The following is a 26,210-nucleotide window of genomic DNA, read 5'->3' as shown; positions in this document are numbered from 1 at the left end:
TCGTCAACGACCGAGCAAGAGCCGTTCGAGTTTGCCATCGGGGCTGCCAAAAAACAAATCTTTGAACAAGGCAGAGACGACCCGGGGACGTAATCCAATCGTTTCATCGATCAGCACCACCGAGACCTTTTTTATTTCGATGGTGACTGTGCGCTCGCTATCGCTACGACGATACTTCCGCGAATCGAGTAGATCGAACCCGTTCTGTGTCGCCCATTCAGCAATGATCTGCGTCATCATGACATGCCCCGTTGAGGAGACGACCACCGCTACTTCGCGCGCTCAAATCACTCCGCTGCTCAGTGAATAGCTGGAGTGAACGAAAGAGATCCAGTCCGAAATTCGGCGCACCGCCGATTGTCTGAGGGCTGTTGCAGCTAAGACTCATAAAGGACAAGTCCGATTTGCAGGGAGACTGCTTGTCGATAGCCCTAAAGGCCTCAGTTGTCCCTTCGAGATAAGCAAATATGTGGTTCTTGATAAAGGCCGTAAACGTCCCGTCAGAGGACCTAAAACAAACGCGGCAATCTTACGACGTCTCATGATGCGGACGTTGAGAATTTTTTGCCGGCAGGAAGATACATTTGTTGGGCTTCCGGCGAGTTATAATCTTTCAGCAAGAACATTATAACCGGCAACGCCACAACGAGCGAGAACATTTTTTCGCCCGTTGTGGAAAGGGCGCCGGCGGGCTGCCGGCACAGAAGTTCGGCGCGCTTCGGATGGGAGAAACGTCGATGACGAAAGAGGTCGGTCTCGTATATCGAACGATGTTCGCGGAGTTGGCGCAGCGCTCGTTCGATGCGCCGTTTCACGCGGACTTTCCCGTGGCAGGCCGTTTTGTCACAGTCCCCGTCAAGGGACGCAATTACTGGTATTTCGACCTACCAACTCCAAACGGCGACAAGCGTCGCTATGTCGGCCCGCACAGCGACGAGGAGATCACCGCGCGGGTGAATGCTCACAAAGAGATCAAGGACGATATCAGGGAGCGCCGACGCATAGTCAGTACCTTGCGTCGCGCCGGCCTCCCCGGCCCAGACCCGTTCGCGGGGGACATCACGAAGGCTCTTGCGGACGCCGGATTGTTCCGACTGCGGGCCGTCCTAATCGGATCCGTAGCATTTGGCACCTACGCAGGCCTTCTCGGCGTTAGGCTGCCGTCCTCGGCAATGCAGACGGGAGATGCCGATTTCGCGCAGGACTTCGCGATTTCGGCCGAAGTGGGCGATAGCTTGCCGCCCGTCCTGGAAATCCTCCAGTCAGTCGATCCTGGATTCCGACCGATTCCACATCAATCGGACCGGGTGAAGGTCACCGCATTCATAAACGGCAAAGGCTACCGAGTGGAGTTCTTGACGGGAAACCGGGGATCGAACGACTACGCAGGCAAACCATCATCCATGTCCGCCCTCGGCGGCGCGTCGGCGGAAAATCTGCGGTTTCTCGACTACCTGCTTTACGAACCTGTCCGCACGGTCCTCCTCCATCGCGAAGGCGTAAACGTCCTCGTGCCTGCTCCGGAAAGGTATGCCGTCCATAAGCTCATCGTGGCTTCAAGGCGGCTTACGGACGCGCTCGGACGCGCCAAGGCGGACAAGGACAGATCCCAAGCCGCTCTGCTCTTTGAAGCCCTTGTGGAAATGCGCCAAAGCGACGTGCTGGCCGTTGCCTATGAAGAGGCATGGGAACGCGGTCCTTCGTGGCAGGACGGGATCACCAACAGCCTTAAGAGGCTACCTGATAACGGCAAGATAGCTCTGGCTAAGGCTCTCGGCATGAAGATGGAAGACCTTGAAAAGAAGTGAACGAACTGCCGTCGCTATGGTTCTGCATCACTCATCGCAAAAAAGTTGGCGGGCTGACTAGGCCGACGCAGAGCGCTTCATCACCTTTTGACGACAAGACGCCTGCCAAGCCCACGCGCTTTGAAAGACGGCTCTCAATACGAATGTCATTTCCGGCCGCGGCAGTCCGCAGGCACGGCTCTGGCGCTTCGCGAGCTCACCCTGCCCTCTCAAGACCGCTGTGCGAGATCGGGGCTTCGGTGACACGCCCGTCGCGGTTCGCCGCGATCGCCTGGCACGCTTCGTTAGCCATCCTCATCGAGGCGGAATGATCAAGCCACTGGCTATGCGAGCATCTGAAGGTCAGTTGGCTCTGGCTTCGCGCCCGCTGCGGTCAGCATCGCGTGAACCTGACCCCGATGATGGGTTTGATGATTGAAGAGTTGAATAACACAGATGGTTTTTGGTTTCTCGATCCGAGTTGAACCGTCGCCAGGATACCAAACAAGCGAACCGTTAAGGTCGGCGTCAAGCAATCGCGCGGCCCACTCTTCGATTTCCTCGTTTCGTTGCAAACGGAGCGCTTTGAAAGCATCCCAATTCGATGGGTCTGACAAAGAATGCTGAATGGTTCTCTCCGGACGCTCGTTCCCCTTTAATCGCTCTAGGATCAGGGCATCTGCCCAATATAGATGGTTTAATGTTGCCGCGATCGACTGAAAGAAGGCCCCTCGATCCTTCCAGCGATCCTCGTCGGTGAGCCCATCGGCGGCAGTTACCAAAGAGGCATTCTGCCACGTATTGTAACGGGCCATAAGTCGGCAATATCCGGCTGAGATCATGTTCTCAAGCTCCAATGGTTATCGATGATTGGCTGGAACAGTGCAGGGCGGGATAATCTTGCCTTGGGCAAGCCGCATCTCAGCATTCACACCACATCGCTGAACATCAAGCCGGTCCGCGAGTGATTTAATTGGCAATTGTGCTGAGTCGCACTGTCCTATGAGTTATAGGCTTTTAAGCGCTCACTAACAAGCCGCATCGTCGCGCGACTCGCAACCGAGATTGTGTTGTTTCGGAAGGATAAGCCCTCTCCTTGCGCCACCGATCCCTCAGCGGACCCACCTGCGATGCCTCCTATGCCGGGCGCCGCGGTTCGCCGATTGTCCAGAGTGCAAAATCCCAAGTCCTTTCCAAGGAACGCCTTTGTGCGCGAACGCTACCTCAATTCCGATAACACATTGTAGGAACAGGGATATCTTCGAGAAAAAACGGCTGACAAGTTTCGGTCCAGGCACGCTTAAATTGGCCTCCGTTTCATTGTTCAGGGATACATGCGATTGCGGCGGCTGCATCCCCCGGCCCCACGGTATCGCGAGCCCCTGATCGTTCGACGAATGCCGAGCGTCGATCGAATCAGCACCGGCTGCCATGAGCTCGCACTAACGCGAAATCCTGCCGACCCGTGGCCGACCGGGTCGGGGCATGCTCGAGGGGCTAGACCAACGCAAGCAACTTGATCGGCTCGACCTTCGCCTACGCCTTGGTCTGCCCGCATCTCACCGTTTGTGACCCATGCCGCGGCGCTCCGCGCTACCCCTGTCGAGCTCGGCCTCGGGGCAAAAAGGTCAGCAGCGCCTCGAGAACGGCGAGAGCTCCATCCTGAAGACTAAACCGCGCGCGCGGCAGAGGTCGGGAAACACTTTCCACTGGTCAAAGTGTGCGCCTGAATTCAATTCTTTGATCTACAGCTGGCTTTCACCAAAGCAAGCGTCATTACCCTCCGCCCGAACGCGCCGTCACATCCAGCCTCACCTTTCTTCGGCAAAAGAAATCCGCTCGCCAAATCCGCGTCAAAGACAATTGGCTGCACTGCGGGGAAAGACGGATGCGATCGTGCTAAGGGTAACGACAGGGGTTTCCGCGGTTTACCGCTTGGGCACCTTTTCCTTTTGCGACCCAATCTCCGTTTCGTTCGCGTAGGCCCGTCTGTATTCGTCGTATAGGCGATCCATCCGGCTCGAAAGCCAATCGCTGAAGGGTTTCGCTTCCGCTTTGGAAAGCTCGATCGCAACCTTCTTAGGCTTGGCATTCATGGTGAAACTCAGCGAACTATCGTTCGACGTCCAACTTTTTGCGGACGCTGGAGCCTTTGGTTTCTTGGCTGCCGACTTGTTCTTGTACCGTGTCAGGTAGCCATGAAGATTGTCGAATCTCGCCTCTTCTCCGATCGCGAGGAAATCGGCAGTTCCCACGTAATCGGTGGTCACCTTCAGAAGGGCAGGGACCAGCAGCAGTTGACGCAAGCTCAACCACTTGTCGCGACCAATCTTCTTGGAGGCTCCCAACACTTTGATGACGGGCGTTGGAACCACCTCGACGACACTGAGCATTTTGGAAAGCATAGCTTCGTCGATGGCAAGCGACGCTCTAACCACCTCCTTGGTCATTCCGGACGCAAGCAGATTCTGCGCGAAATATGCCCGCTCAATGAACGACAGATTTGATCGAGCGGAATTTTCCTGGCCTTGCGCAATCGCAGAGGCGATGTCGTCCAGTTTCTTAACGACGGCTTTGACCGGTATACCGAGCTCCTGGGCTACCTTCACGCGACGATGGCCGAACACGACCATGTAACGCTGACCATCGCTCGAATTTGGCCGAACCAAAATAGGCGACGATTGTCCAGATGCCTTGATCGCCTGTTTGAGCGCCTGATATTCCTCGCCATCATCGGAAAGGCGGTCAGCAATGGAGGAAACGTCGAGCGAACGCGGATCCAATTCCACGATCACTTCGCCTTCCATGAGCTTCTTGGTATTCTCCGCAAGATCTTCGATCGAGCGAACGACGGTCTTGGCAGCGCCTGTCATGCCGTAACCGGGCTTAGTGGGCGCCATCTCTGTTGAGATTGAGGCAATGTCCAGCTTGGCGAATGGATTTTCACGCTTCATGACACATCCCCTTCAGCGCTGGTAAGTTGCTGGCATTCCAATCGAAATTGAAGAAAAAAACGGCTGACAAGCTGGTCATTTCCGCCCCCACGCATTGTGGATCAGCTCCACGATTTCGCCATTGGCGGCGTTCAGGCTTTCAATAGCGCGGTCATAGGTCGATCTGACGAAATCGCCACGCTCGACTTCATACAGGGTTTGCTTCTTGATCGACGCGTCCGAAATGGCTGTCGATTTAAGCACGTGGTTTCGAAGCATGTGCTGAGCAAACATCGACTGCATAAAGCCGACCATCTGCGCTTGCGGTATGTCCGTCGGCTCGAAGCGCGTGACGAGATACCGGAACCACTCGACGCGGATCTCAGCACCGGCCTCCGCGACCGGCGTCATGATTCCGCCCAGCATCATCAGAAACTGGCTCATCGACATGATGTCCAACATCTGTGGGTGGATGGTAATAAGGATGCCGGTCGAAGCCATAAGGGCTGTGATGGTCAAATAACCCAACTGCGGTGGACAATCGATGACAACGACGTCGTACCTGTCGTCAAGCTCCTTCAGCGCCTGGACGATACGCATATGAAACAGCCTGCCTTCGTCGCCCTTCCGTGAGGAGATGGCGAGCGGTACATCATATTCATACTCCTGCAGGACAAGGTTCGCGGGGATGACATCCAGACCGGGAATATTCGTCGACTGAATAACGTCCGCAATCGGCTTCCTTTCGTCGTCAAACCGCAGTGCCTCATAAAGAGAGGCCGTGTCATCGAGCTCAGGCTGAATTCCAAACAGCGAGGTCAACGAGGCCTGCGGATCGAGATCGATCGCCAGAACGCGATGGCCGGTGAGGGCGAGATACTGCGCGAGATGCGCAGCCGTGGTCGTCTTGCCACTTCCGCCCTTGAAGTTCACGACTGATACGACTTGCATCGGCTCGCCTTCACGCCGCTGCGGGATGTAGTATCTCTTGTCGGATTTCTTGTTCGCTTCGAGATATTCCCGAAGCTCGAGCATCTGCTCGGCCGTATAATAGCGTCGGCCGCTGACGGATTCGATCTCCGGTCCCTTTCCCTCCGAATGGATCTGTCGCAGATGACTCTGGGTAACACCTATGAAGTCGGCGACTTCCCCGAGTTGAAATTTCCGCAATCCCTTGCGGGCATCGGGAGGGTACTGCTGGCTGCGCAGCATATGCAACGCATTCGAGATTTTAGCCCCTTGCTGGGCGATCTCGAAATCAAACCGGTTCGGCTGTGGCTGGCTCATTTTGCGAATTATTTCCTTGATGGCGACACTTTCGAAAAAATGACCGTGCGGCCATCATTTGCGCAACTATCATTCGATTCCGTTATTGCTGCAAGGTATTTAAGGTTAACGAGAAGCTAACGGAGGCTTCGATTTCAGCGTCCGAGCGTTATTCTCAATAATAAACGTAGAGTTAGGCCCATTCCTGGCTTTCCCGCAGGGAACGTTTGCACGCAATCTCCCGGTCAAAAGATACCGCATAGTTTCAGCGAACACCCATTATCTGCCCGTCCCGATCCGCGCCTTGGTCGAATCACCGAATGCAGATCTGCACATAGTCACGGGTCGCCAAAGATGGTTTCCACTCCAGTAGTTCACCTACGCGGAGTCGCACATGCAGATATTCGCCGTCTCGCCGAACCTCTACGAACGTCATTCAAGCTATCTCAAGAAGATGCATCGCCTGCGCGCCGCCGTATTCGGGGCGAGACTGGAATGGAACGTCGAAATCATCGCTGGTGAGGAACGGGACCAGTATGACGAGCTTCACCCCACCTACATCCTCGCCGTGACACGGGCCGGATCGGTTGTCGGCTGCGCCCGTCTTCTACCGGCAACGGGCCCCACAATGCTTGAGTGGACTTTCCCGCAGCTCCTTGAGAACGGCTCGCTCCCCACGCGTTTGGCAGTCGTCGAAAGCTCCCGGTTCTGCGTCGACACGTCGCTTGCGGCAGGCAGGGGAGGGGGCCAACTCCACCTTGTCACTCTCACCATGTTCGCCGCGATTATCGAGTGGTCGGCGGCCAACGGATACACCCAGCTTGTCACCGCGACCGATCTTCGCTTCGAGCGGATCCTCAAACGTGCGGGCTGGCCGATGGATCGACTTGGCGAGCCAACCGCGATCGGCAACACGATCGCCATCGCTGGAAGCCTCCCGCTTGATCGCGCCAGTTTCGAGCGTGTTCGCCCAGCGACATATCATCCTCTCACAAGCAACGGTAACGCGGGATGGATCGGGGGTGGAGCGTGACCCAACTCCGTTCCCATTCGCGGCTTATCCGCAAGATTCAGGACGCTCTCGGCGATCAACTATGCGTTGCCCTTAAGGACGCGACAGTGGTCGAGATCATGCTGAACCCAGATGGGAGGCTTTTCATTGAGCGTCTGGGCCACGGCATTACGCCAGCCGGCGCGATGGATCCCGCCGCTGCAGAGGTCATCATCGGCAGTGTAGCCCATGCCCTTCAATCCGAGGCCGATAGAGAGCAACCGATCATCTCAGGCGAATTGCCGATCGGCGGTCACCGCTTCGAAGGATTGTTGCCGCCGGTGGTCGCCGCACCGGCCTTTACGATCCGCAGACGCGCTTCACGCCTAATCCCACTCGACGACTATGTAACGTCGAAAGTGATGACACAGGCGCAGGTTTCGGTGCTGCGCGAAGCGATTGCCTCGCGCATGAACATCGTGATTTCCGGCGGTACGGGATCAGGCAAGACCACGCTCGCCAATGCAGTCATCGCGGAAATCGTAGCGGGCGCGCCGGACGATCGTCTGGTCATTCTGGAGGACACGACCGAAATCCGGTGCACAGCGGAGAATGCCGTTTCGCTCCACACCAGCGATACTGTCGACATGGCGCGGCTTCTCAAAAGCACCATGCGCTTGCGGCCCGATCGGATCATTGTGGGGGAGGTCCGTGATGGCGCGGCGCTCACGCTCCTCAAGGCTTGGAACACCGGCCATCCGGGTGGGGTTACCACAATTCACTCGAACAGTGCCCTGTCCGCGTTGCGCCGCCTCGAACAACTGACGGCGGAAGCCAGCCAGCAGCCCATGCAGGACGTGATCGGCGAGGCCGTCGATCTTGTTCTTTCCATCGAGCGGACCGGACGCGGCCGGCGGGTCCGCGACGTCATTCATGTCGAAGGTTTCGGCAACACTCGCTACCGAACCGAACATTACGCCCAAATTGATGAGGATAGCCATGCAGCGTAAGCGTCAATATGCACGAGCCGGTTGCCTGATTGTGATCCTGTGGTCAGTCGCCCTGGCGACCCCGGCATTTGCTTCGTCGAGCGGCGGCGGATTACCCTGGGAGTCGCCACTCCAACAGATCCAGCAATCGATTACCGGCCCCGTGGCGGGCTTCATTGCATTGGCCGCGGTGGCGATCGCCGGCGGCATGCTGATCTTCGGCGGCGAGCTCAACGATTTCGCGAGGAGGCTTTGCTATATCGCGCTCGTCGGCGGCGTTCTCCTCGGCGCCACGCAGATTGTGGCCCTATTCGGCGCCACGGGCGCGTCGATCGGGTCAGCGCCGTATCAGGCCTCAAGCAAGGCAAGGGGAGAAGCTGTTCATGACTGAGGCGGGCAGCAATCTTGTACGTTCACGGGTTCATCGGGCACTTTCGCGCCCGAACCTGCTGATGGGTGCGGACCGCGAACTGGTCCTTTTGACGGGCCTCGCGTCGATCATCCTGATCTTCGTTGTCCTGACCTGGTACGCCACGCTGTTCGGCTTGGGCATCTGGCTGGCTGCGATCGCCTCGCTGAGGATCATGGCGAAGGCCGATCCGTTGATGCGGCGGGTCTACATTCGCCACGTCTCTTACAAGGCGCATTACCGGCCGACATCGACGCCATGGCGCAAGTTCTGAGGGGCCTTAGATGGTAGCGCTAAAATCCTTCCGCCATTCCACGCCCTCCTTCGCCGACCTCGTGCCCTATGCCGGCCTGGTCGACAATGGGGTTCTTCTTTTGAAGGACGGATCGTTGATGGCAGGCTGGTACTTCGCCGGGCCTGACAGTGAAAGCTCGACCGACACCGAGCGCAACGACGTGTCGCGCCAGATCAATACGATCCTGGCACGCCTCGGATCTGGCTGGATGATTCAGGTCGAGGCGGTTCGGGTGCCGACCTTGGATTATCCGGACGAGAGCGAATGCTTCTTCCCCGATCCGGTGACACGGGCGATCGACGCCGAGCGCCGTGCTCACTTCCAACGGGAGAGGGGACATTTCGAAAGCCGGCACGCCCTCATCCTAACATGGCGTCCGCCGGAGCCGAGACGCTCTGGGCTCGCGCGTTATGTCTATTCCGATCTGGAAAGCCGAACGGCATCTTACGCCACGACAATTCTTGACAGCTTTCACACGTCCATCCGCGAGATCGAACAGTATCTCGGCAATGTCGTCTCGATCAGGCGCATGACGACATGCGAAGCCGAAGAGCGCGGCGGCTTCCGGATCGCGCACTATGACGAGCTCCTCCAGTTCGTGCGCTTCTGCATAACCGGCGAGAACCATCCTCTCCGGCTGCCCGAAATTCCGATGTATCTGGATTGGCTGGTGACCGCTGAGTTGCAGCATGGTCTGACGCCACTGGTGGAAAACCGTTTCCTCGGCGTAGTCGCCATCGATGGATTGCCGGCGGAAAGCTGGCCTGGAATTCTCAACGCCCTCGACCTGATGCCACTGACATACCGCTGGTCGTCGCGCTTTGTCTTCCTCGACGAACAGGAGGCGCGGCAGAAATTAGAGCGAACACGCAAGAAGTGGCAGCAAAAAGTGCGGCCCTTCTTCGATCAGTTGTTCCAGACCCAGAGCCGCTCGCTCGACCAGGATGCAATGTCGATGGTGGCTGAGGCGGAGGACGCGATTGCCGAGGCTGCCTCGCAACTCGTCGCCTACGGCTATTACACGCCGGTCATCGTTCTTTTCGACGAGGAGCAGATGCGACTTCGGGAAAAATGCGAGGCCATCCGTCGATTGATTCAGGCGGAAGGATTCGGCGCACGGATCGAAACGCTGAATGCGACCGACGCCTTCATCGGCAGCCTGCCGGGTGTTTCCTATGCCAATATTCGGGAGCCTTTGGTCAACACCCGTAATCTCGCCGATTTGGTCCCGTTGAACTCGGTGTGGTCTGGAAGCCCAACGGCTCCATGCCCGTTTTATCCGCCAGGCGCGCCGCCGTTGATGCAGGTGGCATCGGGCTCGACGCCCTTTCGCCTGAACCTCCATGTTGGTGACGTCGGTCATACGCTCGTCTTCGGACCGACAGGGTCAGGTAAATCGACGCTCCTGGCGTTGATTTCGGCGCAGTTCAGACGCTACGCCAGCGCGCAAGTGTTCGCCTTCGACAAAGGGCGCTCGATGCTGCCGCTGACGCTCGGCCTTGGCGGCGACCATTATGAGATCGGCAACGATCCTGCCGAGGGCGCATCGGGAAGCTGGGAGGGAAAAGGCCTGGCATTCTGCCCACTCGCGGAATTATCGAGCGACGGCGATCGCGCCTGGGCCAGTGAATGGATCGAGGCGCTGATTGCGCTTCAGGGCGTGACCGTTACGCCTGACTATCGCAACGCGATTTCCCGTCAGATCGCACTCATGGCGCAGTCACGCGGACGCTCGCTTTCGGACTTCGTCTCCGGCGTGCAGATGCGCGAAATCAAGGACGCCCTGCATCACTACACCGTCGACGGCCCGATGGGACAGCTTCTTGATGCAGAGGAGGATGGCCTGTCGCTTGGCGCTTTCCAATGCTTCGAGGTCGAGGAGCTCATGAATATGGGCGAACGAAACCTTGTTCCCGTGCTCACATATCTGTTTCGCCGCATCGAGAAGCGCCTGACGGGAGCGCCAAGCCTCATCATCCTCGACGAGGCCTGGCTAATGCTTGGGCATCCGACGTTTCGCGACAAGATCCGCGAGTGGCTCAAGGTGTTGCGCAAGGCGAACTGCGCGGTCGTTCTTGCCACCCAGTCCATTTCGGACGCCGAGCGCTCCGGCATTATCGACGTGCTGAAGGAGAGCTGCCCGACAAAGATTTGCCTGCCGAATGGTGCCGCGCGCGAACCTGGCACCCGCGAGTTCTATGAAAGGATCGGCTTCAACGCACGGCAGATCGAGATCGTCGCGACGGCCCTTCCGAAGCGGGAATACTACGTCGCCTCGCCCGAAGGCCGGAGGCTGTTCGACATGGCGCTCGGACCGGTGACGCTCTCCTTCGTCGGCGCATCCGGCAAGGAGGACCTCAAACGGATACAGGCACTTCAGGCGCAATACGGTGCCGCTTGGCCTGTCCAATGGCTCCAACAACGAGGAATTGCCGATGCTGAAACGCTTCTGTCTGCCGCGTGAGGCGGCTCGCGCCGCTGTCGTGCTTGCAAGCACGTTCACAATTGCCCTGCCGAGGCCTGTTCAAGCCGGCGGTGTGACGGGGCAGGCTACCGAGTGGACGCAGCTTGCCAATAACACGGAGCTCGTCAGTCTCGTCGGCAAGTCCGCCGAGCAGGTGAACAATCAGATCACACAGATCTCCCAGCTCGCCGAGCAGATCCAAAACCAGCTTAACATCTATCAGAACATGCTCCAGAACACCGCCCAACTTCCCGATCACGTTTGGGGGCAGGTCGAGAACGATCTGAAAACCTTGCAGAACGTCGTTTCGCAAGGGCAGGGGATCGCATTCTCGATGGGCAACGTCGACGACGTGCTGAAGCAGCGCTTCCAGAGCTTCGCCGATATGAAAAGCAAACTGCCGGACGACGCGAGCTTTTCCTCGACCTATCAGACCTGGTCGACCACGAACCGTGACACGATCGCCGGCACGTTGAAGGCCGCAAATCTGACGGCGGACCAGTTCTCCAGCGAGGAATCGACGATGTCCTCCCTTCGCTCGTTGTCGGAGTCGGCCGACGGGCAGATGAAGGCTCTACAAGTCGGACACCAAATCGCGGCGCAGCAAGTGGCGCAGATGCAGAAGCTTCGCGGACTGATCTCCCAGCAAATGACGATGATGGCCACCTGGTATCAATCCGAGCAAACCCAGAGGGATCTGGCCCAGGCCCGCCGGGAGAAGTTCTTCAACGCTCCTCAGATCGACATCCACGGCGGGCAAGAGATGAGGCCGCAATGGTAATCCTCCGTCCGTCACGCGCCCTTGAGGTCTTCTTTATTGTCATCGCTATCGTCCTGCTTGCGAGCACGCCTGCGATCGCACAGCAAAACGGCGCAGTTCTGAACACCCTCGAAAACTCCGTCGTTACCGCCGTCAAGGGCTGGGAAGCGACGGTGACGAACGCAGCGCGGTCGCTGTTCTGGATCCTCGCCGGCATCGAAATCGCCATCGCCGCGGTTTGGCTCGCCATCAATACGGCCAGTCTGGACGCCTGGTTCGCCGAATTGGTGCGCCGGATCATGTTCATCGGCTTGTTCGCCTTCATCCTCGACAAGGGCCCGGCCTTTGCCAAGGCGATTGTCGATAGCCTGTTTCAGATCGGTGCTGGCAACGGCTCCGTCTCGCCGGCAAACATTTTCGACGCCGGCATCCAGGTCGCCTCCAAGATGTCCGAACAGGTGAAGTTTGGCCTCTTCGAGGACAATTCGCTCGCCATCGCCGCCGTCTTTGCAATGGTCGTGGTCGTGGTGTCGTTTTCGCTGGTCGCGGCGATTTTCGTGGCCGTCATGGTCGAGATGTATGTCGGGCTACTCGCGGGTGTGATCATGCTCGGCCTCGGCGGTTCCTCCTTCACCAAGGATTTCGCGGTTCGCTATCTGGTCTACGCATTCTCCGTCGGCATGAAGCTGATGGGATTGGTGATGATCGCCAAAATCGGCTCGGACATCCTGCTCGGCCTCGGCGATGCGCCAACAGCGACCTCGGATCAGTTCATCACGACACTCTCGATTGCCGGGATCTCGGTCGTCATCTTCGTCGTTGCGATGTACGTGCCCCCAATCCTGCAGGGCGTCGTGCAAGGTGCCTCGGTTTCTGGCGGCATGGAAGCCATTCGCCATGGTGGACAGGCGGCAACCTTTACGGCCGGCGGCGCCTTTCTCGGCGCGAGCGCGGCATCAAAGGGGATGCAGGCGGCAAGTGTAGCCCGAGCAGGTGGCTCGTCCATGGCGGGGGCGGCCCTGCGCGGCATGGCATCTGGCATTGGCGGCGCGGGAAAGGCGACAGCATCCGCTGCCAAGGATAAGGCGATCGCGTCGCCTGGCGCTTACGCCGGCTCACTATTGGGTCTTGCAAACGCTAAGCTTGACGAGAGCCGTACTCCGCGCAGTTCGTCATCCAAACCCGCACCGCCGCCAATCGATGACACGAAATAAGGAGATCCTTTGGTAATGGCGACAGGTAATCCACCTGAAAATCCCTATCTTGCCGCACGTCAAGAATGGAACGAACGCTATGGCTCATATGTGAAGGCTGCGGCGGGCTGGCGTGTCGTCGGCATTATCGGCATGGTCATGGCGATCATTGGTTTTTCCTACGCGCTCTTCCAGAGCACGCAGGTCAAGCTCGTCCCCTATATCGTCGAAGTCGACAAACTCGGCACGGCCTCGAGCGCTGGATTTCCGGAGCAGATCGAATATGCCGACCCGCGGGTCGTCAGAGCGACGCTCGCAAGCTTCGTCTCGAATTTCAGGAGCGTCACACCGGATGCGGTCGTGCAGAAGCAGTATATCGATCGCACTTACGCACATTTGAGAACCTCCGATCCCGCGACCGAAAAGGTCAATGCCTGGTTCCGTTCCTCCTCGCCCTTCGAGAAGGCGAAGACGGCGACCGTCGCCATCGAGGTGAACAATATCGTGGCGCTCTCGGACCAGAGTTATCAGGTCGACTGGACCGAGTTCGAGCGTGATCGCAAGGGCCAGGAAACTGCTGTCCGACGGTTCCGCGGTGTCGCGACGGTCACACTCACGCCTCCGCAGGACGAAGCCATCATCCGTTTCAACCCGATAGGCCTTTATCTCCGCGATTTCGACTGGACAGCCCAGCTTTAAGAGGCATGCACTCCAAAATGAACACCAGAACGACAAGTGTCCGGGTGGCCGGATCCATTGTGATCGCATTGACGATCAACGTTTCATCCTTGGCCGACGCATCACGGGCGGCAGCACAAAGTCTTTCACCGACCGAAACCAAAGGCACGGGAATTTCCGGGCGCTGGCGCAAAAGCGACGGGCTCGTGACGAAAGGCCCGGACGGTAAGGTGATCTTCCTCTACGGCGAAATCCAACCCTCCGTGGTGTGCTCGCCCCTTCAGGTTTGTGATATCGAGCTGCAGGCCGGGGAGGTCGTCCGCGATGTGCTGGTGGGCGATACCGTGCGCTGGAAGGTCGAGCCTGCAACCTCGGGAGCCGCCGGCGCTCAGGCGATACACCTGATCGTCAAACCGTCGGAGGCCGGCCTCGTGACCTCAATGGTCGTGACAACCTCGCGGCGGACCTATCACATCCAACTCAAGTCCCATCAGACGCAATATATGGCGCGTGTCGGGTTCGAATTTCCGGAAGACGTCTCCATGAAACTCGCCGACGCCAACGCACGTATGGAGGCAAACACCACCCCGGGCGTCGGCGTTCCGGCTGAACAGCTGCGGTTCGGCTATTCGATTTCGGGCAGCGCTGCATGGCGGCCAAGCCGGGTCTACAGCGATGGCACGAAAACATACATTCAGTTCCCACGCTCGGTCTCCGGCATGGATGCGCCAGTGCTGTTCGTTGTCTCCGGCGGCGAAAACCGGACCGTCAATTATCGGATGAAGAACGACATGATGATCGTCGACTACGATGTCGACAAGGCGGTGCTGGTCTCCGGCGTTGGCTGGAAACAGGAGAAAATTACGATCCGGCGGAGCGGGCGATGATGAGACCCCTGTTCCTGCGCCGTATTCGCAGCTTCGGCCTCGCTGTCGCGCTCTTGCTTCTTGCTTCCGGTTGCCAGAGCCTTGGTCCCGGTGGCCTGGTTACCAGCAGGGCATCAGCGGATATTCCGGCAGCGGCAGCGACCGCGATCGCATCCGACATGGCGAACCGGTTCACCGAACACGTCGATCCGAGCAGCGGTGCTATCGGGCTAAAGCAGGATGGCTCTCCTTTCGGGCAAGCCTTGGAGGCCGCCCTCAAAGGGCGAGGGTATGCAGTCATCTCTAATCAGAAGACCGACGGCTCCGGTGCGATCATCCCGCTCGCCTATGTCGTCGAGCCATTCGAAGGGCAAGTTCTCGCACGGCTATCGACGAAAGATGTGGAGCTTAGCCGCGCCTATACGGTGAACGGGGGAGGGGCGTCACCAACCAGCCCGCTTTCCGTGATGCGCCGCGGATAGGAGAGGAAACCATGGTGCAATCCATTAAACTTGGTGGGGTGTCGAACCAGGACCCACAGAACAGTATTCGCCGCGTCAATCGCCTCCCGATCATCGTCGTGATTGTGCTCGTCGTCGCATTCCTTGGTGTCATCTTTTATGGCCTTGCCACACGTGGGCTGCTGCTTCGCCGGGACAACGGTCCCGATGGGAGTCCCGGAAATCCGGCATCGACATTCGCCGACCAGCTCAAGCGCGGCGTCGGCGATGCGATCATTGGTGAACCCCAACAAACCATGCCCCTCCAGCCGGCTCCTGTCGAAGCGAAGGATGAAAAAAGGAGTGACACCAACCCGTTCGCACCGCAGCCGGACCGTCGGCAGGAGACACAGCCATCCCAGGACCTCGAAAGCGAAAACGCTTGGCGTGCCCGCCTGAAGCGCGAACAAGACGAGCAATATTTCCGCGAGCTGCAACGCCAACGGATGGCGAGGCTTCAAGCCAGTGACGCGGCCTATGATGCCCCCATCTCCATCGACCATGGGAAATTCGATGCCAAGGCAGGGACGATCTCAAATCCAAATGCCGCGACGGCTGCTGGAAGTTCGTCTGCGGCACCCGGCAGCGGAGCATCGGACCTCTATGCGGCGGCGCTGCGAGCAGGCATCGGCGGACAGAACCTCGATCCGAACGAGCAGAGGTCCAAAGAAGAATTCTTCAACGCCGATCTGAAGGAAGCAGGCTACCTACCCAACCGTGTCGTGCCGCAACAGTCTCTCTATGAGCTAAAACGAGGTTCGGTTATTCCCGCAACCCTGATTACCGGTATCAACTCCGACCTGCCAGGGCGGATCACAGCCCAGGTCAGCCAGAATGTCTTCGATTCTGCGACCGGACATCGCCTCCTGATCCCGCAGGGAACGAAGCTGTTCGGCCGATACGATAGCAAGGTGTCTTTCGGCCAGAACCGTGTACTCGTCGTTTGGACCGACATTATCTTTCCGAACGGCTCGACCCTTCAGATCGGCGGCATGGCGGGCACGGATGCTCAAGGCTATGGCGGCTTCAACGATAAGGTGAACAACCACTACCTGAAGACCTTCGGATCGGCGGTACTGATCGCGCTGATCGGAACAGGGATCGACGCGTCCGTGCCGCAGAGTTCGACACTCGCTACGCAGGATACGGCGTCCGATGCGGCGAGGCGGAATTTCGCGGAGAGCTTTGGCCGTGTCGCCGAACAGACGATCAGTAAGAATCTAAATGTTCAGCCCACACTTGAGGTCCGACCTGGGTATAGATTCAACGTTCTTGTTGACCAGGATATCGTATTTCCTGGAACCTACCGAAAATAGATTACCTGGCGGCGTACTAAATCGAACACCGAAATTTGGCGTTAGAGAAGCGATGTTGCTGCGTTTCGCGCAAGGCGTTATGCAAGCGGACCATCACTCAATCGACGTAGATATTACGAGCCATTCGTTAGACGCATAGCGCATGGCCGCATCGCAAATGATAGCTTATCATTTAAGCAAATCTGATGTAATGTTGGATCAAAGCAAAATGACAAGATGCGAGCGCCGACCCTCCTCCTCCCAAATGGCGCTCGCGGGAATGGCGCCATTCCGCCTTCTAGTGAGAGGGAGCGAGAGTAGGAGGAGGCTATCGCGACGCAAGATTCAATCGATGAATAGAGCTTAGAGCCTGACGTGCTTTAAGTGGCGCAACCCGTGCTTCAAAGGGGGCAAATTGGTCGAAGGGCAGCCTAAAACAGCTCGAGGAGTCCTGGTCGTCGAAGCAGACGCCGATCTTCGTTTGAGGATTGTTGAGGAGATCAAGGCAGCTGGACTCGGGACCGCTCAAGCATCAAATGGAGATGAAGCAATAGGTGTTCTACAACGTCGCGCCGACATTGGATTGGTGTTCACGGCCGTTAATATGTCGGGTAGCATCGATGGCCTCGGTCTTGCTGTGCGGATTCACCGCACAAGACCGGATTTGGCCATCGTTATCACTTCAGCCATGGTGAATCTGCGACAATCCTCACTTCCGCGTCGCTGCCGTTTCCTGAGAAAGCCATATGAGCCAGGCAATGCGATAAAATGTTTTCGGCTTCTACTGGAAATGGATGCCTATGATGCCGCCGCAGCTATTGTGTGAAAGGTACAAGAACGCCCATTGCCAGCCGATGGTGGTCTGGAGGATCAGGCCGCTTGACGGTGAAGAACACGGGGCCTCCACAACCATGCGGAATATTTGAAACAGAGCCCTTGGATGTGGTCGAGGCATCGGTCTTGCCCACCGGCATGACTAGGGCAAACGATCTTGGTTTGCGATGTCTCGATCCTCGCCGGCTTGCTTGGCTCGATCTTCTCAGCAAAACTAGCCGTCACATTTCGCCGGTGGTGGCAATAGTCGCCTGACCGCGCGCCAAGTCCGTTTCCCATGCCATCATCAACCGACTTTGGCGACGCCCATTTGTTGGAGCAGCGTCAGATTGACCTCGAGACGCTAATTGTCGGTGATGCGACGCGGCCAGCTGGCCGCTGCCGGGATGCCACTGACGCCAGGGCTAACGATCGAGTACCTGGTGAGGTTGGCGCAAGTGGTTTCGGCGACAATTTATCGGCCACGGCGTATCAGCGCCGTAGCCCGTTATGAGGGCGCGGCAAGGTGAAAGCAGCGGCTCAATCGTCGCTGTGATGGCGTCGTATTTTCCTGACGAAGAACCACACAATGATCACCACGAAAGGCACCGCTGCGGCAATACCGACGGTGGACACGGGCTGGGAAAACGAATGGTCTAGCCCTTTCGCCAGATAGCTTGCCAGTCCGATGACATAATAGGAGATCGCAGCCACCGAAAGGCTTTCGACGGTCTGCTGCAGACGAAGCTGGAGCTTGGCTCGTTTATCCATCGAGGCCAGAAGCGCGATGTTCTGCCTGGCAAGCCCAACATCGACCCAGCTTCTCAAAAGCTCGGTGGTCCTCGACAGCTTCATTGACAGATATTGCTGTCGCTCTTCGACCGATTTGCAGGTCCGCATGGCAGGCGCAAGCCTTCGCTCAAGAAAGGTGCCAAGCGTCTCGCCTCCGAGAGGTTCTTCATTGAGGGAGGCGATGCGTTCTCCGACAATGGAATCGTACGCTTTGCTCGCGCCGAACCGATAAAGGGATTGCGCGGCATTCGCCTCCAGCTCGGCGGAAAGACGGCTGATCTCCCCAAGCGTATCATCCGCGTCCTTCCATGCCTGGTCGCGCATCTTCTGGGTGACGGATCTCAGGCCTTCCTCGATCCGTCGTATCTCCGGAGAGAGCGTCTGAGCGAGCGGAAGCGCCAGCATAGCCAGGGTGCGATACGTTTCGATGTCCAAAAGACACTGGACGAGCGCGCCGCGCCCCAGGTCGGTCAATCCCTTGTCGACGATCAATATTCGGGTCAGCCCGTCGCCATCCTGTCGGAAGTCGGTGGCAACCTCAGCGGCCCCCTCGCGAACACGGCTGCGACAGAGGCTCGTCGGCCCGAAGGTTGTGATTGCTTTTGTCGCCTGCGCGCCATCAGGCCAAATCTCCAGTCGAATGCCGGAAATGAATTTGCCCGGTGGCCGAAAGCTGCCGCCGAAGGGATGAAGCGGCATGGGTTCGCCGAATTCCGTCATGGCCGGGCCATCCCAGAACCAGGTGGAGAATTCCGTATGCCGCTCCCAGCGCAGGGTTCCGCGGCCCCAGGGGATCGCGCAATGACGGGTTTCTCGGTCGGGTACGGGAACACCCCGCGCGCGCCAACTCCTCGATCAGCTCGTTGTGCGGCGCCTGCCCGGCATCCATCAGGAAGGCGAGCTGCAAGATGATGCGCGGGGACGACACCGCCACGAAGGGGCGGGCGTGCACCTCGCCCAGCGCGAGTGCGCGATTTTCCGCTGGCGGAAAGCTCAGCTGAGCGACCGGTGCATCCTTGGCGGGACCTTGAACCTTGTGCAAACTACCGTCGGCCTCCGACCTCGTCGTTGTGATAGAGCAGATCGGCGGGGTCCTCGTAGATCTGCATGGGCCCGGCGTCGCGCAATTCCTCGCGGCCATATCCGCCGCTTAAAAGACCGACACCCAGTGCCCTGCAGCGGGTGGCGGCCAGCATGCCCCACACACTGTCGCCGATGACGACGGAGTTTTCAATCCACACGCCCAAAGCTTCGGCAGCCGCAATGAAGAGGTCAGGATCGGGCTTAGCGTGTTTAACCTGATCGCGGGTGATGATGGGGAACGGCTGCGCCAATCGCGGTGCCGAGTAATTAGCCTGCCTCAGCCATCCATGCTTCGGCATCGGCCCCAGCGGGGATACGCAGCGGGGTGGATGGATCGGTGGCTGCCCGCCAGATCGCTTCTGCCACGTCGGGTGCATGGGTCACCGGACCGGAGCTGTCGCGGACGCTCGCAACGAAGCGCTCGATCATCGGAGCATAGGCGGGATGATCAAGACCGCGCAGATGCGGCCGTGCATTGTCGCCGAATCGCGTCTCGGGGGAACGGCCCGGCAGGACGATGTGAACGCGCACGCCGAATGGCTCCACTTCCATCGCCAGCGATTCAGTGAAGGCGTTAACCGCGGCTTTGCTGGCCCGGTACACGCCAATGAGAGGCAGCGGCTTGAGCGTAACCGTCGAGGTGACGTTGATGATAACGCCTGCTTGGCGCTTGCGGAAAGCTGGAAGGACCGCCTGGACCATCGCAAGCGTGCCCAGCATATTGGTCTCGAACAAAGAACGTGATGTCTCGGGCGCGGTCAACTCGATTGGCGCTGGCGCCCCAAAGCCGGCATTGTTGACTAGAACGTCGATCACACCGGCCTGCGCAATGACCCTGCTAATGCTGTCGGGATCGGTGATGTCGAGCGGCAGGACGCGCAGGCGATCGGAGGAGGGCAGCAACTCGGCGCGGGGCGAACGCATCGTCGCGATGACATTCCAACCGCGATCGAGAAACAGTCGTGCGGTCTCCAGGCCGAAGCCGGAAGAGCAGCCGGTAATGAGGATCGTAGACATGGGGAACTCCGGAAAAATGTTGAAACCGCCCAGAAGGTAGATTGTCGCCACAGGACTTGATATCGTTCAGAGTATGAATTTCATTGGCGAAAGTCCTGTAATGACCGTTGATCCGCTCGCCGAGATCGTAACACTGCTCCAGCCAACTGCGCGTTTCTCCAAACTGGTGGAGTGCGCCGGCTCCTGGAGGATCCATCGTGAAATGACGCGCCAGCCATTTTATTGCGCGGTGCTGGAGGGGTGCTGCCGAGTGTCGATAAACGGGCAGCCATTCATGGTGTTGGAGGCCGGCGATTTCGTGCTGGTGCCAGCAATGCATGATCTCATCAATGAAAGCCTCAACGCGCCACCGGACGGAGTGACGACGAGACCGATCGAGATCAGTGAGGGCTGTTTTCGCGTCGGCAGCAAGAACGGACCCGCCGAGCTGCGGATGCGGATCGGTCACTGCAGCTTTGGTTCGGCTGACGCGGAACTCCTCGTGCCGCTCCTGCCACAGATGGTTCTCGCGCGCGAGCCCCGGCTCGCGACGCTGATGCAGCTGGTCGGCGACGAGACCCGGGCACGGCGTCCGGCGCGTGAACTCATGCTCGAGCGGTTGCTCGAGGTGCTGCTGATCGAAGCTTTGCGATGCGGCGCCGAGACCGGGTCCTCCGTGCCTGGCCTGGCCCGTGGCCTTGCCGACAATCGCCTGGCGGCCGCGCTATGCGCCCTCCATGCGCGGCCCGAATATCCCTGGACCGTGGCGGAACTGGCCGCCGAAGCAGCTCTATCACGCTCGGCCTTCTTTGCACGTTTCGGTCGCGCCGTGGGCCTACCGCCGTTGGGGTATCTGCTGACTTGGCGGATGGCGCTGGCGAAGCGATTGCTGTGCGAGCGCGAACTCAGCATAGATCAGGTTGCCGCGCGCGTGGGCTACAGTTCCGCAAGCACCTTCAGCATTGCCTTTGCCCGCCATGCGGGCGCGCCGCCTGCTCGTTATGCGCGGATGCGGCGCCAAGGAAAGCATCCGACAGCCGCAGCAGCGAAATTGAACGGACGACCGATTTTGGCAAGCACCGACTTTGCGCCCGAATGGCAAGGATAAGGCACAATGCTGCTGATGGTGCTACGTCAACAAGTAGAAGAGCGCACACCGATTCTACGAGAATGCTACTTTCGGTAGGCTAATACTACGCTAGGCCTTAACGATGGAGACGAAGGAATTCGGGCCCTGTTACAAAAATTCCGGTTGGTTTGAAATATCCTATTGTCTCTGCTGTTACGCGGCCTGACCATCGAGATTCCATGCGAGCAGAGCGACGGCTTCTGTCAAGGCGCTTAGTCCAGAAATACGCGTCGGAGACAGATAGAAATCGATCGTGTTGCCGAACTTGTCTACGGCTCGGTATAGATATGTCCATCTACCGCGAACTTTCACATAGGTTTCATCGACACGCCAGCTCGTTGACAGCGCAATCGATTCTCGGTCTCGGGCGCCCGTTTCTGGACTCAGCGATAGGAGAGCGGCGAAACGTGGTGCGACAGGTAGAAGCCTATGGACGGCGATCGGCGCGGAGTTTCCGAAAGTAACACATGATGGCGCGCAGCTTGGCAAAGCCCCCCTTACTAGCCTTCCATATGGCCGCTCGCGACAGACGCCGTGGACTTCACCGCGATCGCTACATCAACCCCCTTAATCACGGAGGCTCCAGCCCCCCGGAGGTCAACGACGGTCCTCAGATGTCCGGTTGCTGCATGCGGCAATGGTGTGACCGTCCCCGCATCAAGATCCGCAACCCAAAGACCATGCTCACCGGCGACGCCGATCACGACAACTTTTGCCATTCCGATAATTCCTTTCTGTAAAAGAACTAGAATCCTGCTTTCTTTAGGCCTTCCCGATAAATGTCCTTTTGCCATTGTTCCTTGAATGGAACGATAGTTAGCCATTTATCGATATCGAATTGAGGATTTGCCTCAAGAGCCCGACGCACGAAGAAACGCGACTTCTTTTCATCGCCGAGCATTGCCCAGCTTGCCGCCGAAAGCCGGTCCGCGAGATCGCCGTCGACCATCTCGTCAATGTACCCGAGTGCACCCTCGAAATTGCCGAGGCTGTAGCTGGCTCCTGCCGCAGTCCATAAATAGGAGTCCGGAGTCAATGGATTAAGCTCGATCGCTCGTTCGAGCTTCTGCAATGCAAGGTCTGGCCGCGAAAAATGATTCAACGTATCGGCGTGGTCGGCGATGATGTCGGCATAATTGGGGCTAAGCGTTTCAGACACTTCCAACGCCTGCACGCTTTCATCTATTGCCCCCATAAGAAGCTTTGCAACCCCCAGTTCGCGGTAACCATCCGCCGAGTCTCTTCGAGCCTCGATGGCGCGTGTGGCGTATTCCGCCGCAGCCTGCAGAAGATCGAGATCGCCGCGGGCGGTTAGAAGCCATTCCTTTGAATAGGTTCGCGCAATCGAACTCAAGGCCGGCGCAAAATTTGCGTCTTCCTGTAAGGCGCTTTTCAGTTCCTTCCGCGAGCGCCGTAGGTTCGGAAGCGTCAGTCGATTGAGATAGTGACGACCAACAAGGTAGCGATGGTACGCGGCCGCGCTTCGCTCGAAATAGAGTCGGGTGACCTGATGGCTTTCGATGCGCCCTGCCACGAAAAGAGTAATTTGTCGCAGAATGTCACGGCGACGGCTCATCAGATCCAGTGTGCTGAGCATGTAGCGCTCAGCCCAGACGATCTCGGAGTTGTCCACATATATGAGCTGAACGAACAAGGAAAGATCCTGATCCTTCAAGCCACTCAAACGCGTGTCAAGAACATAAGTGATGTCATAGCGTTCATAAACGTTGGCCTTATCCTCCGACGTTTTTCCGATCCTCACCGCAGTATGAGGGGCAATAACCTCAAGGCTATTCAGGGCGCAGAACGCTATCGTGATATCTTCCACCAGCGAGGACGCAACCATGGCGACAATCGGATCGCGATGAGCATTCGTGGGAGGCAGCAGGGCGAGACGCGGAATAGTTTTTGCCAGTGTTTTCTCGGGCTGAGGGGGGAAGTCGGTGATGGACATACCCTGCGCCGAGAAGTGCTCGGGTGCCTTCGTTCTCACAACGCTTTCAGCAGAAGCTTTATTCGAAGTGGTACCTAGCGGAGCGGGTCCCTCGGAAAGTGACTGTTTCCGCTGCTCCAGATATTTTCGGAAATATTCAACCTCTTCCTCCGCGTTGAATAATTGCACAAGGAATCGGAGCGTATCCGGATCGTCAGGTTCATTATGAAAGATGAGGATTGCCGCATTCTTTACGATCTCCTCTTCTTTGGGTGTTTTTGCTGAATGAGAGGTTTCCTTCAGCAACCCCTTAAGAAGGGCATTGTGGTAGATTTTACGCTGGAGTAGCCATGCGTCAAAATCGCGACTTTGGCAGTTAACCGGGCCTATAAACGTCCGATTAAAGAGTCCAACGAGGCGCCCGAGCCAGATCACGGGTTCCTCGAAGCCCTTCCTGTCAAGCGACAAAAGATCGGATGCGATTGCCGTCTGCCCCAGCGAGATCATGCCATCCGTGAAGCGAAGGAACTCCGCCCCAAGTTCATCCTGGCGTGATTTGATCCTTGAAATGATTGAGCGCAAATTGACGAGTGAAACCGGCCTATCCGCGTCGCCCCATAAAAACTGCGCCAACTTCGCCCGATGCTCAGAACCTTCTTGGCTTGTAAGTAGATAGGCAAGGATCAATAGACCCTTCTCTGGAAAGGAAACGGATTTGCCTTTCGCATCAAGGAGCTGGAGTTGTCCAAATGTCTGCAAAGAAAATGTCATTTTGAATGCGCCCAGGCGGTATGAATTTTCGATCACTGCATTTGTATGGGAATGCGGATAAATGCGGCGCAGATCCGCAGGGTTAGAAACCGTAAATATATATGTTGATGGCAGTTTGTGCCAATATCCTGCCGGATTCAACAGCCGGAATCTTCTTGTGCACCGCAAACACCATGATAGTTTGCGTTGCACATTACATTGAATATCGATTTGTCCTGCAATTGCCGCCTTCAAAGGAGAATTGCATGTATAAAATAATGCTTCTGGGCGTGAAAGGCGAAGCCAGCTTATCGCTTGGCGACTTTGAAGCAGGTACCGTCACGGCAGTGGACGGCAATGCGGCGGGGCACGACTGTTTATTTCGAATGCGACGATGTGGACGAAAAATTTCAAGACCTGCCGTCAGCAGGGATTTCCTTCTCTAGTCCGCCCCAAGACCAAAGTTGGTTATGGCGGGAAGCCGAACTATTCGACCCAGGCGGAAATCGCGTTCTGCTTTATTTTGCTGGAAAGAACCGCATCGACCGCCTTGGCGAATAAAGCCTATTAAGTCATAGATCGCGCTTACTCTATCAGCATATGGCTGAAAACCGCCGAGTTACTTTGGCAGAGATCATGCACCGGAACGGAGGCGGCACGTCAATTCGTGCCCGATGGCCAAAGTTTGGTGCCAAGCCTCATTGAGGTGATCCGGTCGACGTATATTGTTGCCCACTTAACGCCGTTGGAAGGCGTCACGAGGCGGTGAATGTCACCGTCACGCCACGCTGCCGAAAATACGCCTGCATAAGTTTTCTGCCGGAACGATTGTTATGTACGAGCCTGGTCGGGTCGAATGCGGCTTCCTTCAAACCCGCTCGCGTCAAGGCTGCCTTGAGATTCGCAATATGCAAGTCAATGTCGGCGTTGTCCGCTTTGAGCGATTCATAAATGCGGTTGATGGCATCTTCTACGGTCAGTTCACTCACTATTACACTCCTGTTGTTGTTAGCAAAATCGTTGGGTGAAGGATCGTGTTTGCATCTATTGACTAATTCTTGTGGGCGCATGACATTTTTCAGCTGGAAGCAATAAGCCGAGGCCACGAATTCGATGACGCCAAAGTGCGATCCTTAGAAATATGGCATGGGAATACCCGCATAAGCACTAGGATGGCAATCAGTTGACCGAGGGATTCAAATGACATTCGACGAGGAAAAGCTAAGTGCGCTGCGCGAGAAGTATGGCGAGAGCCACGGCGGAGAGCTTTTCGATGCCAAGTTCCGCAAGGTTGCTGACAAGATATTCTCGAAGAGCGGCACGCGGCTTGCCCCATATGCCGGCGTTCCGACCTTGCTGTCGGCACCCTACATGCCGGTCGACGGGGAAAATCCGGAATTCGGCAACCTGCAGGTCGCGCTTCTCGGCATTCCGATGGATCTTGGCGTCACCAACCGCCCGGGTTCTCGTTTCGGACCGCGCGCTCTGCGCGCCATCGAGCGCATCGGCCCCTACAACCACGTCCTCGGCTGCGCGCCCGTCTTCGATCTTAGGGTTGCCGATATCGGCGATGTTCCCTTCCAGAGCCGCTATCGTCTCGAACTCAGCCACGACGATATAGAAAAGCGCGTCAATCAGATCGTTGATGCAGGTGTTTTGCCATTGTCCGTCGGCGGCGATCACTCGATTACGCATCCGATCCTCAAGGCCGTCGGCAAGAAGGCGCCGGTCGGTCTTATTCATATCGACGCCCATTGCGATACCGGCGGCTCCTTCGACCAGACGAAGTTCCATCATGGCGGCCCCTTCCGAAATGCCGTGCTTGACGGCGTGCTCGACCCGACGCGCACCATTCAGATCGGGATCAGGGGATCGGCGGAATACCTCTGGGAGTTCTCCTATGAGTCCGGCATGACGGTCATTCATGCCGAAGAAGTGTCCGGCGTCGGTATTCCGGCCATCATCGAGAAGGCCAGGCGGATCGTCGGCGACGGCCCGACTTATCTGTCCTTCGATATCGACAGCCTTGATCCGAGCTTTGCGCCGGGCACGGGAACGCCGGAGGTCGGCGGGCTGACCACCCGCGAGGTGCTGGAACTCATTCGCGGCCTGAAGGGCATCAATCTGGTTGGCGGCGATGTCGTTGAGGTAGCGCCGCAATATGATGCCACGACCAACACGGCCCATGCCGGCGCGCAGACGCTGTTCGAGATCCTGAGCCTCATGGTTTTCAGTCCGTCGGTGAGATAGCAGGGGACTGCTTCGAGCCAAGAGGGAAGGAAGCGGCG

General features: G+C 57.7%; 22 protein-coding genes and 5 pseudogenes. 16 read left to right on the top strand and 11 right to left on the bottom strand.

Annotation, left to right across the window (positions count from 1 at the left end; genetic code table 11):
• Positions 1-3: 3 nt before the first annotated feature.
• Positions 4-240: a hypothetical protein gene (locus HGP16_RS27595; RefSeq protein WP_168843155.1), complete on the bottom strand. Its 237-nt coding sequence runs from the start codon at positions 238-240 to the stop codon at positions 4-6.
• A gap of 497 nt (positions 241-737) precedes the next feature.
• Here HGP16_RS27595 and HGP16_RS27590 point away from each other — a divergent pair, with 497 nt between their 5' ends.
• The gene (locus HGP16_RS27590) at positions 738-1,808 is read left to right on the top strand and encodes a GSU2403 family nucleotidyltransferase fold protein (RefSeq protein WP_168843154.1); all 1,071 of its coding nucleotides are present in this window, start codon (positions 738-740) and stop codon (positions 1,806-1,808) included.
• A 323-nt stretch (positions 1,809-2,131) separates the two neighbouring features.
• Here the strand turns inward: HGP16_RS27590 and HGP16_RS27585 are convergent, their stop codons facing one another.
• The 3 genes and pseudogenes from HGP16_RS27585 to repA all read right to left on the bottom strand — a co-directional run bounded on the left by HGP16_RS27585 (position 2,132) and on the right by repA (position 6,007).
• Positions 2,132-2,629: a DinB family protein gene (locus HGP16_RS27585; RefSeq protein WP_168843153.1), complete on the bottom strand. Its 498-nt coding sequence runs from the start codon at positions 2,627-2,629 to the stop codon at positions 2,132-2,134.
• 1,120 nt (positions 2,630-3,749) lie between these two features.
• A pseudogene (gene repB, locus HGP16_RS27580) lies at positions 3,750-4,741 on the bottom strand (plasmid partitioning protein RepB); the annotation flags it as partial.
• Between the two features lie 75 nt (positions 4,742-4,816).
• Positions 4,817-6,007, bottom strand: a complete 1,191-nt coding sequence (gene repA, locus HGP16_RS27575; protein ID WP_168843151.1) for a plasmid partitioning protein RepA — start codon at positions 6,005-6,007, stop codon at positions 4,817-4,819.
• Positions 6,008-6,380: 373 nt separating this feature from the next.
• Here repA and traI point away from each other — a divergent pair, with 373 nt between their 5' ends.
• From traI to HGP16_RS27515, 12 genes are all read left to right on the top strand, one after another.
• A complete protein-coding gene (gene traI, locus HGP16_RS27570) occupies positions 6,381-7,019 on the top strand; it encodes an acyl-homoserine-lactone synthase TraI (protein ID WP_168843150.1) in 639 nt (212 codons plus the stop codon).
• Positions 7,016-7,987 carry a P-type conjugative transfer ATPase TrbB gene (trbB, locus tag HGP16_RS27565; RefSeq protein WP_168843149.1) on the top strand — a complete coding sequence of 324 codons (972 nt, stop codon included), beginning with the start codon at positions 7,016-7,018 and terminating at the stop codon, positions 7,985-7,987. Before traI ends, trbB begins: the two co-directional genes overlap by 4 nt.
• The gene (locus HGP16_RS27560) at positions 7,977-8,357 is read left to right on the top strand and encodes a TrbC/VirB2 family protein (protein ID WP_168843148.1); all 381 of its coding nucleotides are present in this window, start codon (positions 7,977-7,979) and stop codon (positions 8,355-8,357) included. The genes trbB and HGP16_RS27560 overlap by 11 nt, the downstream gene beginning before the upstream one ends.
• Complete coding sequence (locus HGP16_RS27555; protein ID WP_168843147.1) at positions 8,350-8,649, top strand: conjugal transfer protein TrbD; 300 nt, start codon at positions 8,350-8,352, stop codon at positions 8,647-8,649. Before HGP16_RS27560 ends, HGP16_RS27555 begins: the two co-directional genes overlap by 8 nt.
• A 10-nt stretch (positions 8,650-8,659) precedes the next feature.
• Positions 8,660-11,134 carry a conjugal transfer protein TrbE gene (locus tag HGP16_RS27550; protein WP_168843146.1) on the top strand — a complete coding sequence of 825 codons (2,475 nt, stop codon included), beginning with the start codon at positions 8,660-8,662 and terminating at the stop codon, positions 11,132-11,134.
• A complete protein-coding gene (trbJ, locus tag HGP16_RS27545; protein ID WP_168843145.1) occupies positions 11,106-11,915 on the top strand; it encodes a P-type conjugative transfer protein TrbJ in 810 nt (269 codons plus the stop codon). Before HGP16_RS27550 ends, trbJ begins: the two co-directional genes overlap by 29 nt.
• The gene (gene trbL / locus HGP16_RS27540) at positions 11,909-13,108 is read left to right on the top strand and encodes a P-type conjugative transfer protein TrbL (protein WP_168843144.1); all 1,200 of its coding nucleotides are present in this window, start codon (positions 11,909-11,911) and stop codon (positions 13,106-13,108) included. The genes trbJ and trbL overlap by 7 nt, the downstream gene beginning before the upstream one ends.
• 15 nt (positions 13,109-13,123) lie before the next feature.
• Positions 13,124-13,786 carry a conjugal transfer protein TrbF gene (locus HGP16_RS27535; protein WP_168843143.1) on the top strand — a complete coding sequence of 221 codons (663 nt, stop codon included), beginning with the start codon at positions 13,124-13,126 and terminating at the stop codon, positions 13,784-13,786.
• Between the two features lie 17 nt (positions 13,787-13,803).
• Positions 13,804-14,652, top strand: a complete 849-nt coding sequence (gene trbG, locus HGP16_RS27530) for a P-type conjugative transfer protein TrbG (RefSeq protein WP_168843142.1) — start codon at positions 13,804-13,806, stop codon at positions 14,650-14,652.
• Positions 14,652-15,113 carry a conjugal transfer protein TrbH gene (gene trbH / locus HGP16_RS27525; RefSeq protein ID WP_168843191.1) on the top strand — a complete coding sequence of 154 codons (462 nt, stop codon included), beginning with the start codon at positions 14,652-14,654 and terminating at the stop codon, positions 15,111-15,113. The genes trbG and trbH overlap by 1 nt, the downstream gene beginning before the upstream one ends.
• A gap of 11 nt (positions 15,114-15,124) precedes the next feature.
• A complete protein-coding gene (gene trbI / locus HGP16_RS27520; protein ID WP_168843141.1) occupies positions 15,125-16,447 on the top strand; it encodes an IncP-type conjugal transfer protein TrbI in 1,323 nt (440 codons plus the stop codon).
• A 394-nt stretch (positions 16,448-16,841) separates the two neighbouring features.
• Positions 16,842-17,252 carry a response regulator gene (locus tag HGP16_RS27515; RefSeq protein ID WP_168843140.1) on the top strand — a complete coding sequence of 137 codons (411 nt, stop codon included), beginning with the start codon at positions 16,842-16,844 and terminating at the stop codon, positions 17,250-17,252.
• A gap of 527 nt (positions 17,253-17,779) precedes the next feature.
• On the opposite strand, the pseudogene HGP16_RS27510 reads toward HGP16_RS27515, so the two are convergent.
• The 3 genes and pseudogenes from HGP16_RS27510 to HGP16_RS27500 all read right to left on the bottom strand — a co-directional run bounded on the left by HGP16_RS27510 (position 17,780) and on the right by HGP16_RS27500 (position 20,131).
• A pseudogene (locus HGP16_RS27510) lies at positions 17,780-19,073 on the bottom strand (DUF3422 domain-containing protein).
• Between the two features lies 1 nt (position 19,074).
• Positions 19,075-19,350: pseudogene (locus tag HGP16_RS27505) on the bottom strand (HAD family hydrolase); the annotation flags it as partial.
• A 31-nt stretch (positions 19,351-19,381) separates the two neighbouring features.
• Positions 19,382-20,131, bottom strand: coding sequence for an SDR family oxidoreductase (locus HGP16_RS27500; protein ID WP_168843138.1), 750 nt, complete (start codon positions 20,129-20,131; stop codon positions 19,382-19,384).
• Positions 20,132-20,231: 100 nt separating this feature from the next.
• On the opposite strand from HGP16_RS27500, the gene HGP16_RS27495 reads away from it, so the two are divergent.
• A complete protein-coding gene (locus HGP16_RS27495; protein ID WP_168843137.1) occupies positions 20,232-21,218 on the top strand; it encodes an AraC family transcriptional regulator in 987 nt (328 codons plus the stop codon).
• Positions 21,219-21,464: 246 nt separating this feature from the next.
• On the opposite strand, the pseudogene HGP16_RS27490 reads toward HGP16_RS27495, so the two are convergent.
• The 3 genes and pseudogenes from HGP16_RS27490 to HGP16_RS27480 form a co-directional block, all read right to left on the bottom strand.
• Positions 21,465-21,578: pseudogene (locus HGP16_RS27490) on the bottom strand (DDE-type integrase/transposase/recombinase); the annotation flags it as partial.
• Between the two features lie 161 nt (positions 21,579-21,739).
• The gene (locus HGP16_RS27485; protein WP_168843136.1) at positions 21,740-21,958 is read right to left on the bottom strand and encodes a hypothetical protein; all 219 of its coding nucleotides are present in this window, start codon (positions 21,956-21,958) and stop codon (positions 21,740-21,742) included.
• A gap of 26 nt (positions 21,959-21,984) precedes the next feature.
• Positions 21,985-23,943, bottom strand: coding sequence for a hypothetical protein (locus tag HGP16_RS27480; protein WP_168843190.1), 1,959 nt, complete (start codon positions 23,941-23,943; stop codon positions 21,985-21,987).
• 345 nt (positions 23,944-24,288) lie between these two features.
• Between HGP16_RS27480 and HGP16_RS27475 the strand changes: the two are divergent.
• Positions 24,289-24,500 (top strand): annotated as a pseudogene (locus HGP16_RS27475) (VOC family protein); the annotation flags it as partial.
• Positions 24,501-24,677: 177 nt separating this feature from the next.
• Here HGP16_RS27475 and HGP16_RS27470 read toward each other — a convergent pair.
• Complete coding sequence (locus HGP16_RS27470; protein WP_312867338.1) at positions 24,678-24,914, bottom strand: hypothetical protein; 237 nt, start codon at positions 24,912-24,914, stop codon at positions 24,678-24,680.
• Between the two features lie 208 nt (positions 24,915-25,122).
• Here HGP16_RS27470 and speB point away from each other — a divergent pair, with 208 nt between their 5' ends.
• Complete coding sequence (gene speB, locus HGP16_RS27465; protein WP_168843133.1) at positions 25,123-26,172, top strand: agmatinase; 1,050 nt, start codon at positions 25,123-25,125, stop codon at positions 26,170-26,172.
• Positions 26,173-26,210 lie beyond the last annotated feature (38 nt).

This window comes from Rhizobium sp. P40RR-XXII, from assembly GCF_012641405.1.
GTDB lineage: Bacteria > Pseudomonadota > Alphaproteobacteria > Rhizobiales > Rhizobiaceae > Rhizobium.
The sequence above is the reverse complement of the archived record's forward strand: the minus strand, read 5'-3'. Positions and strand labels throughout refer to the sequence as shown.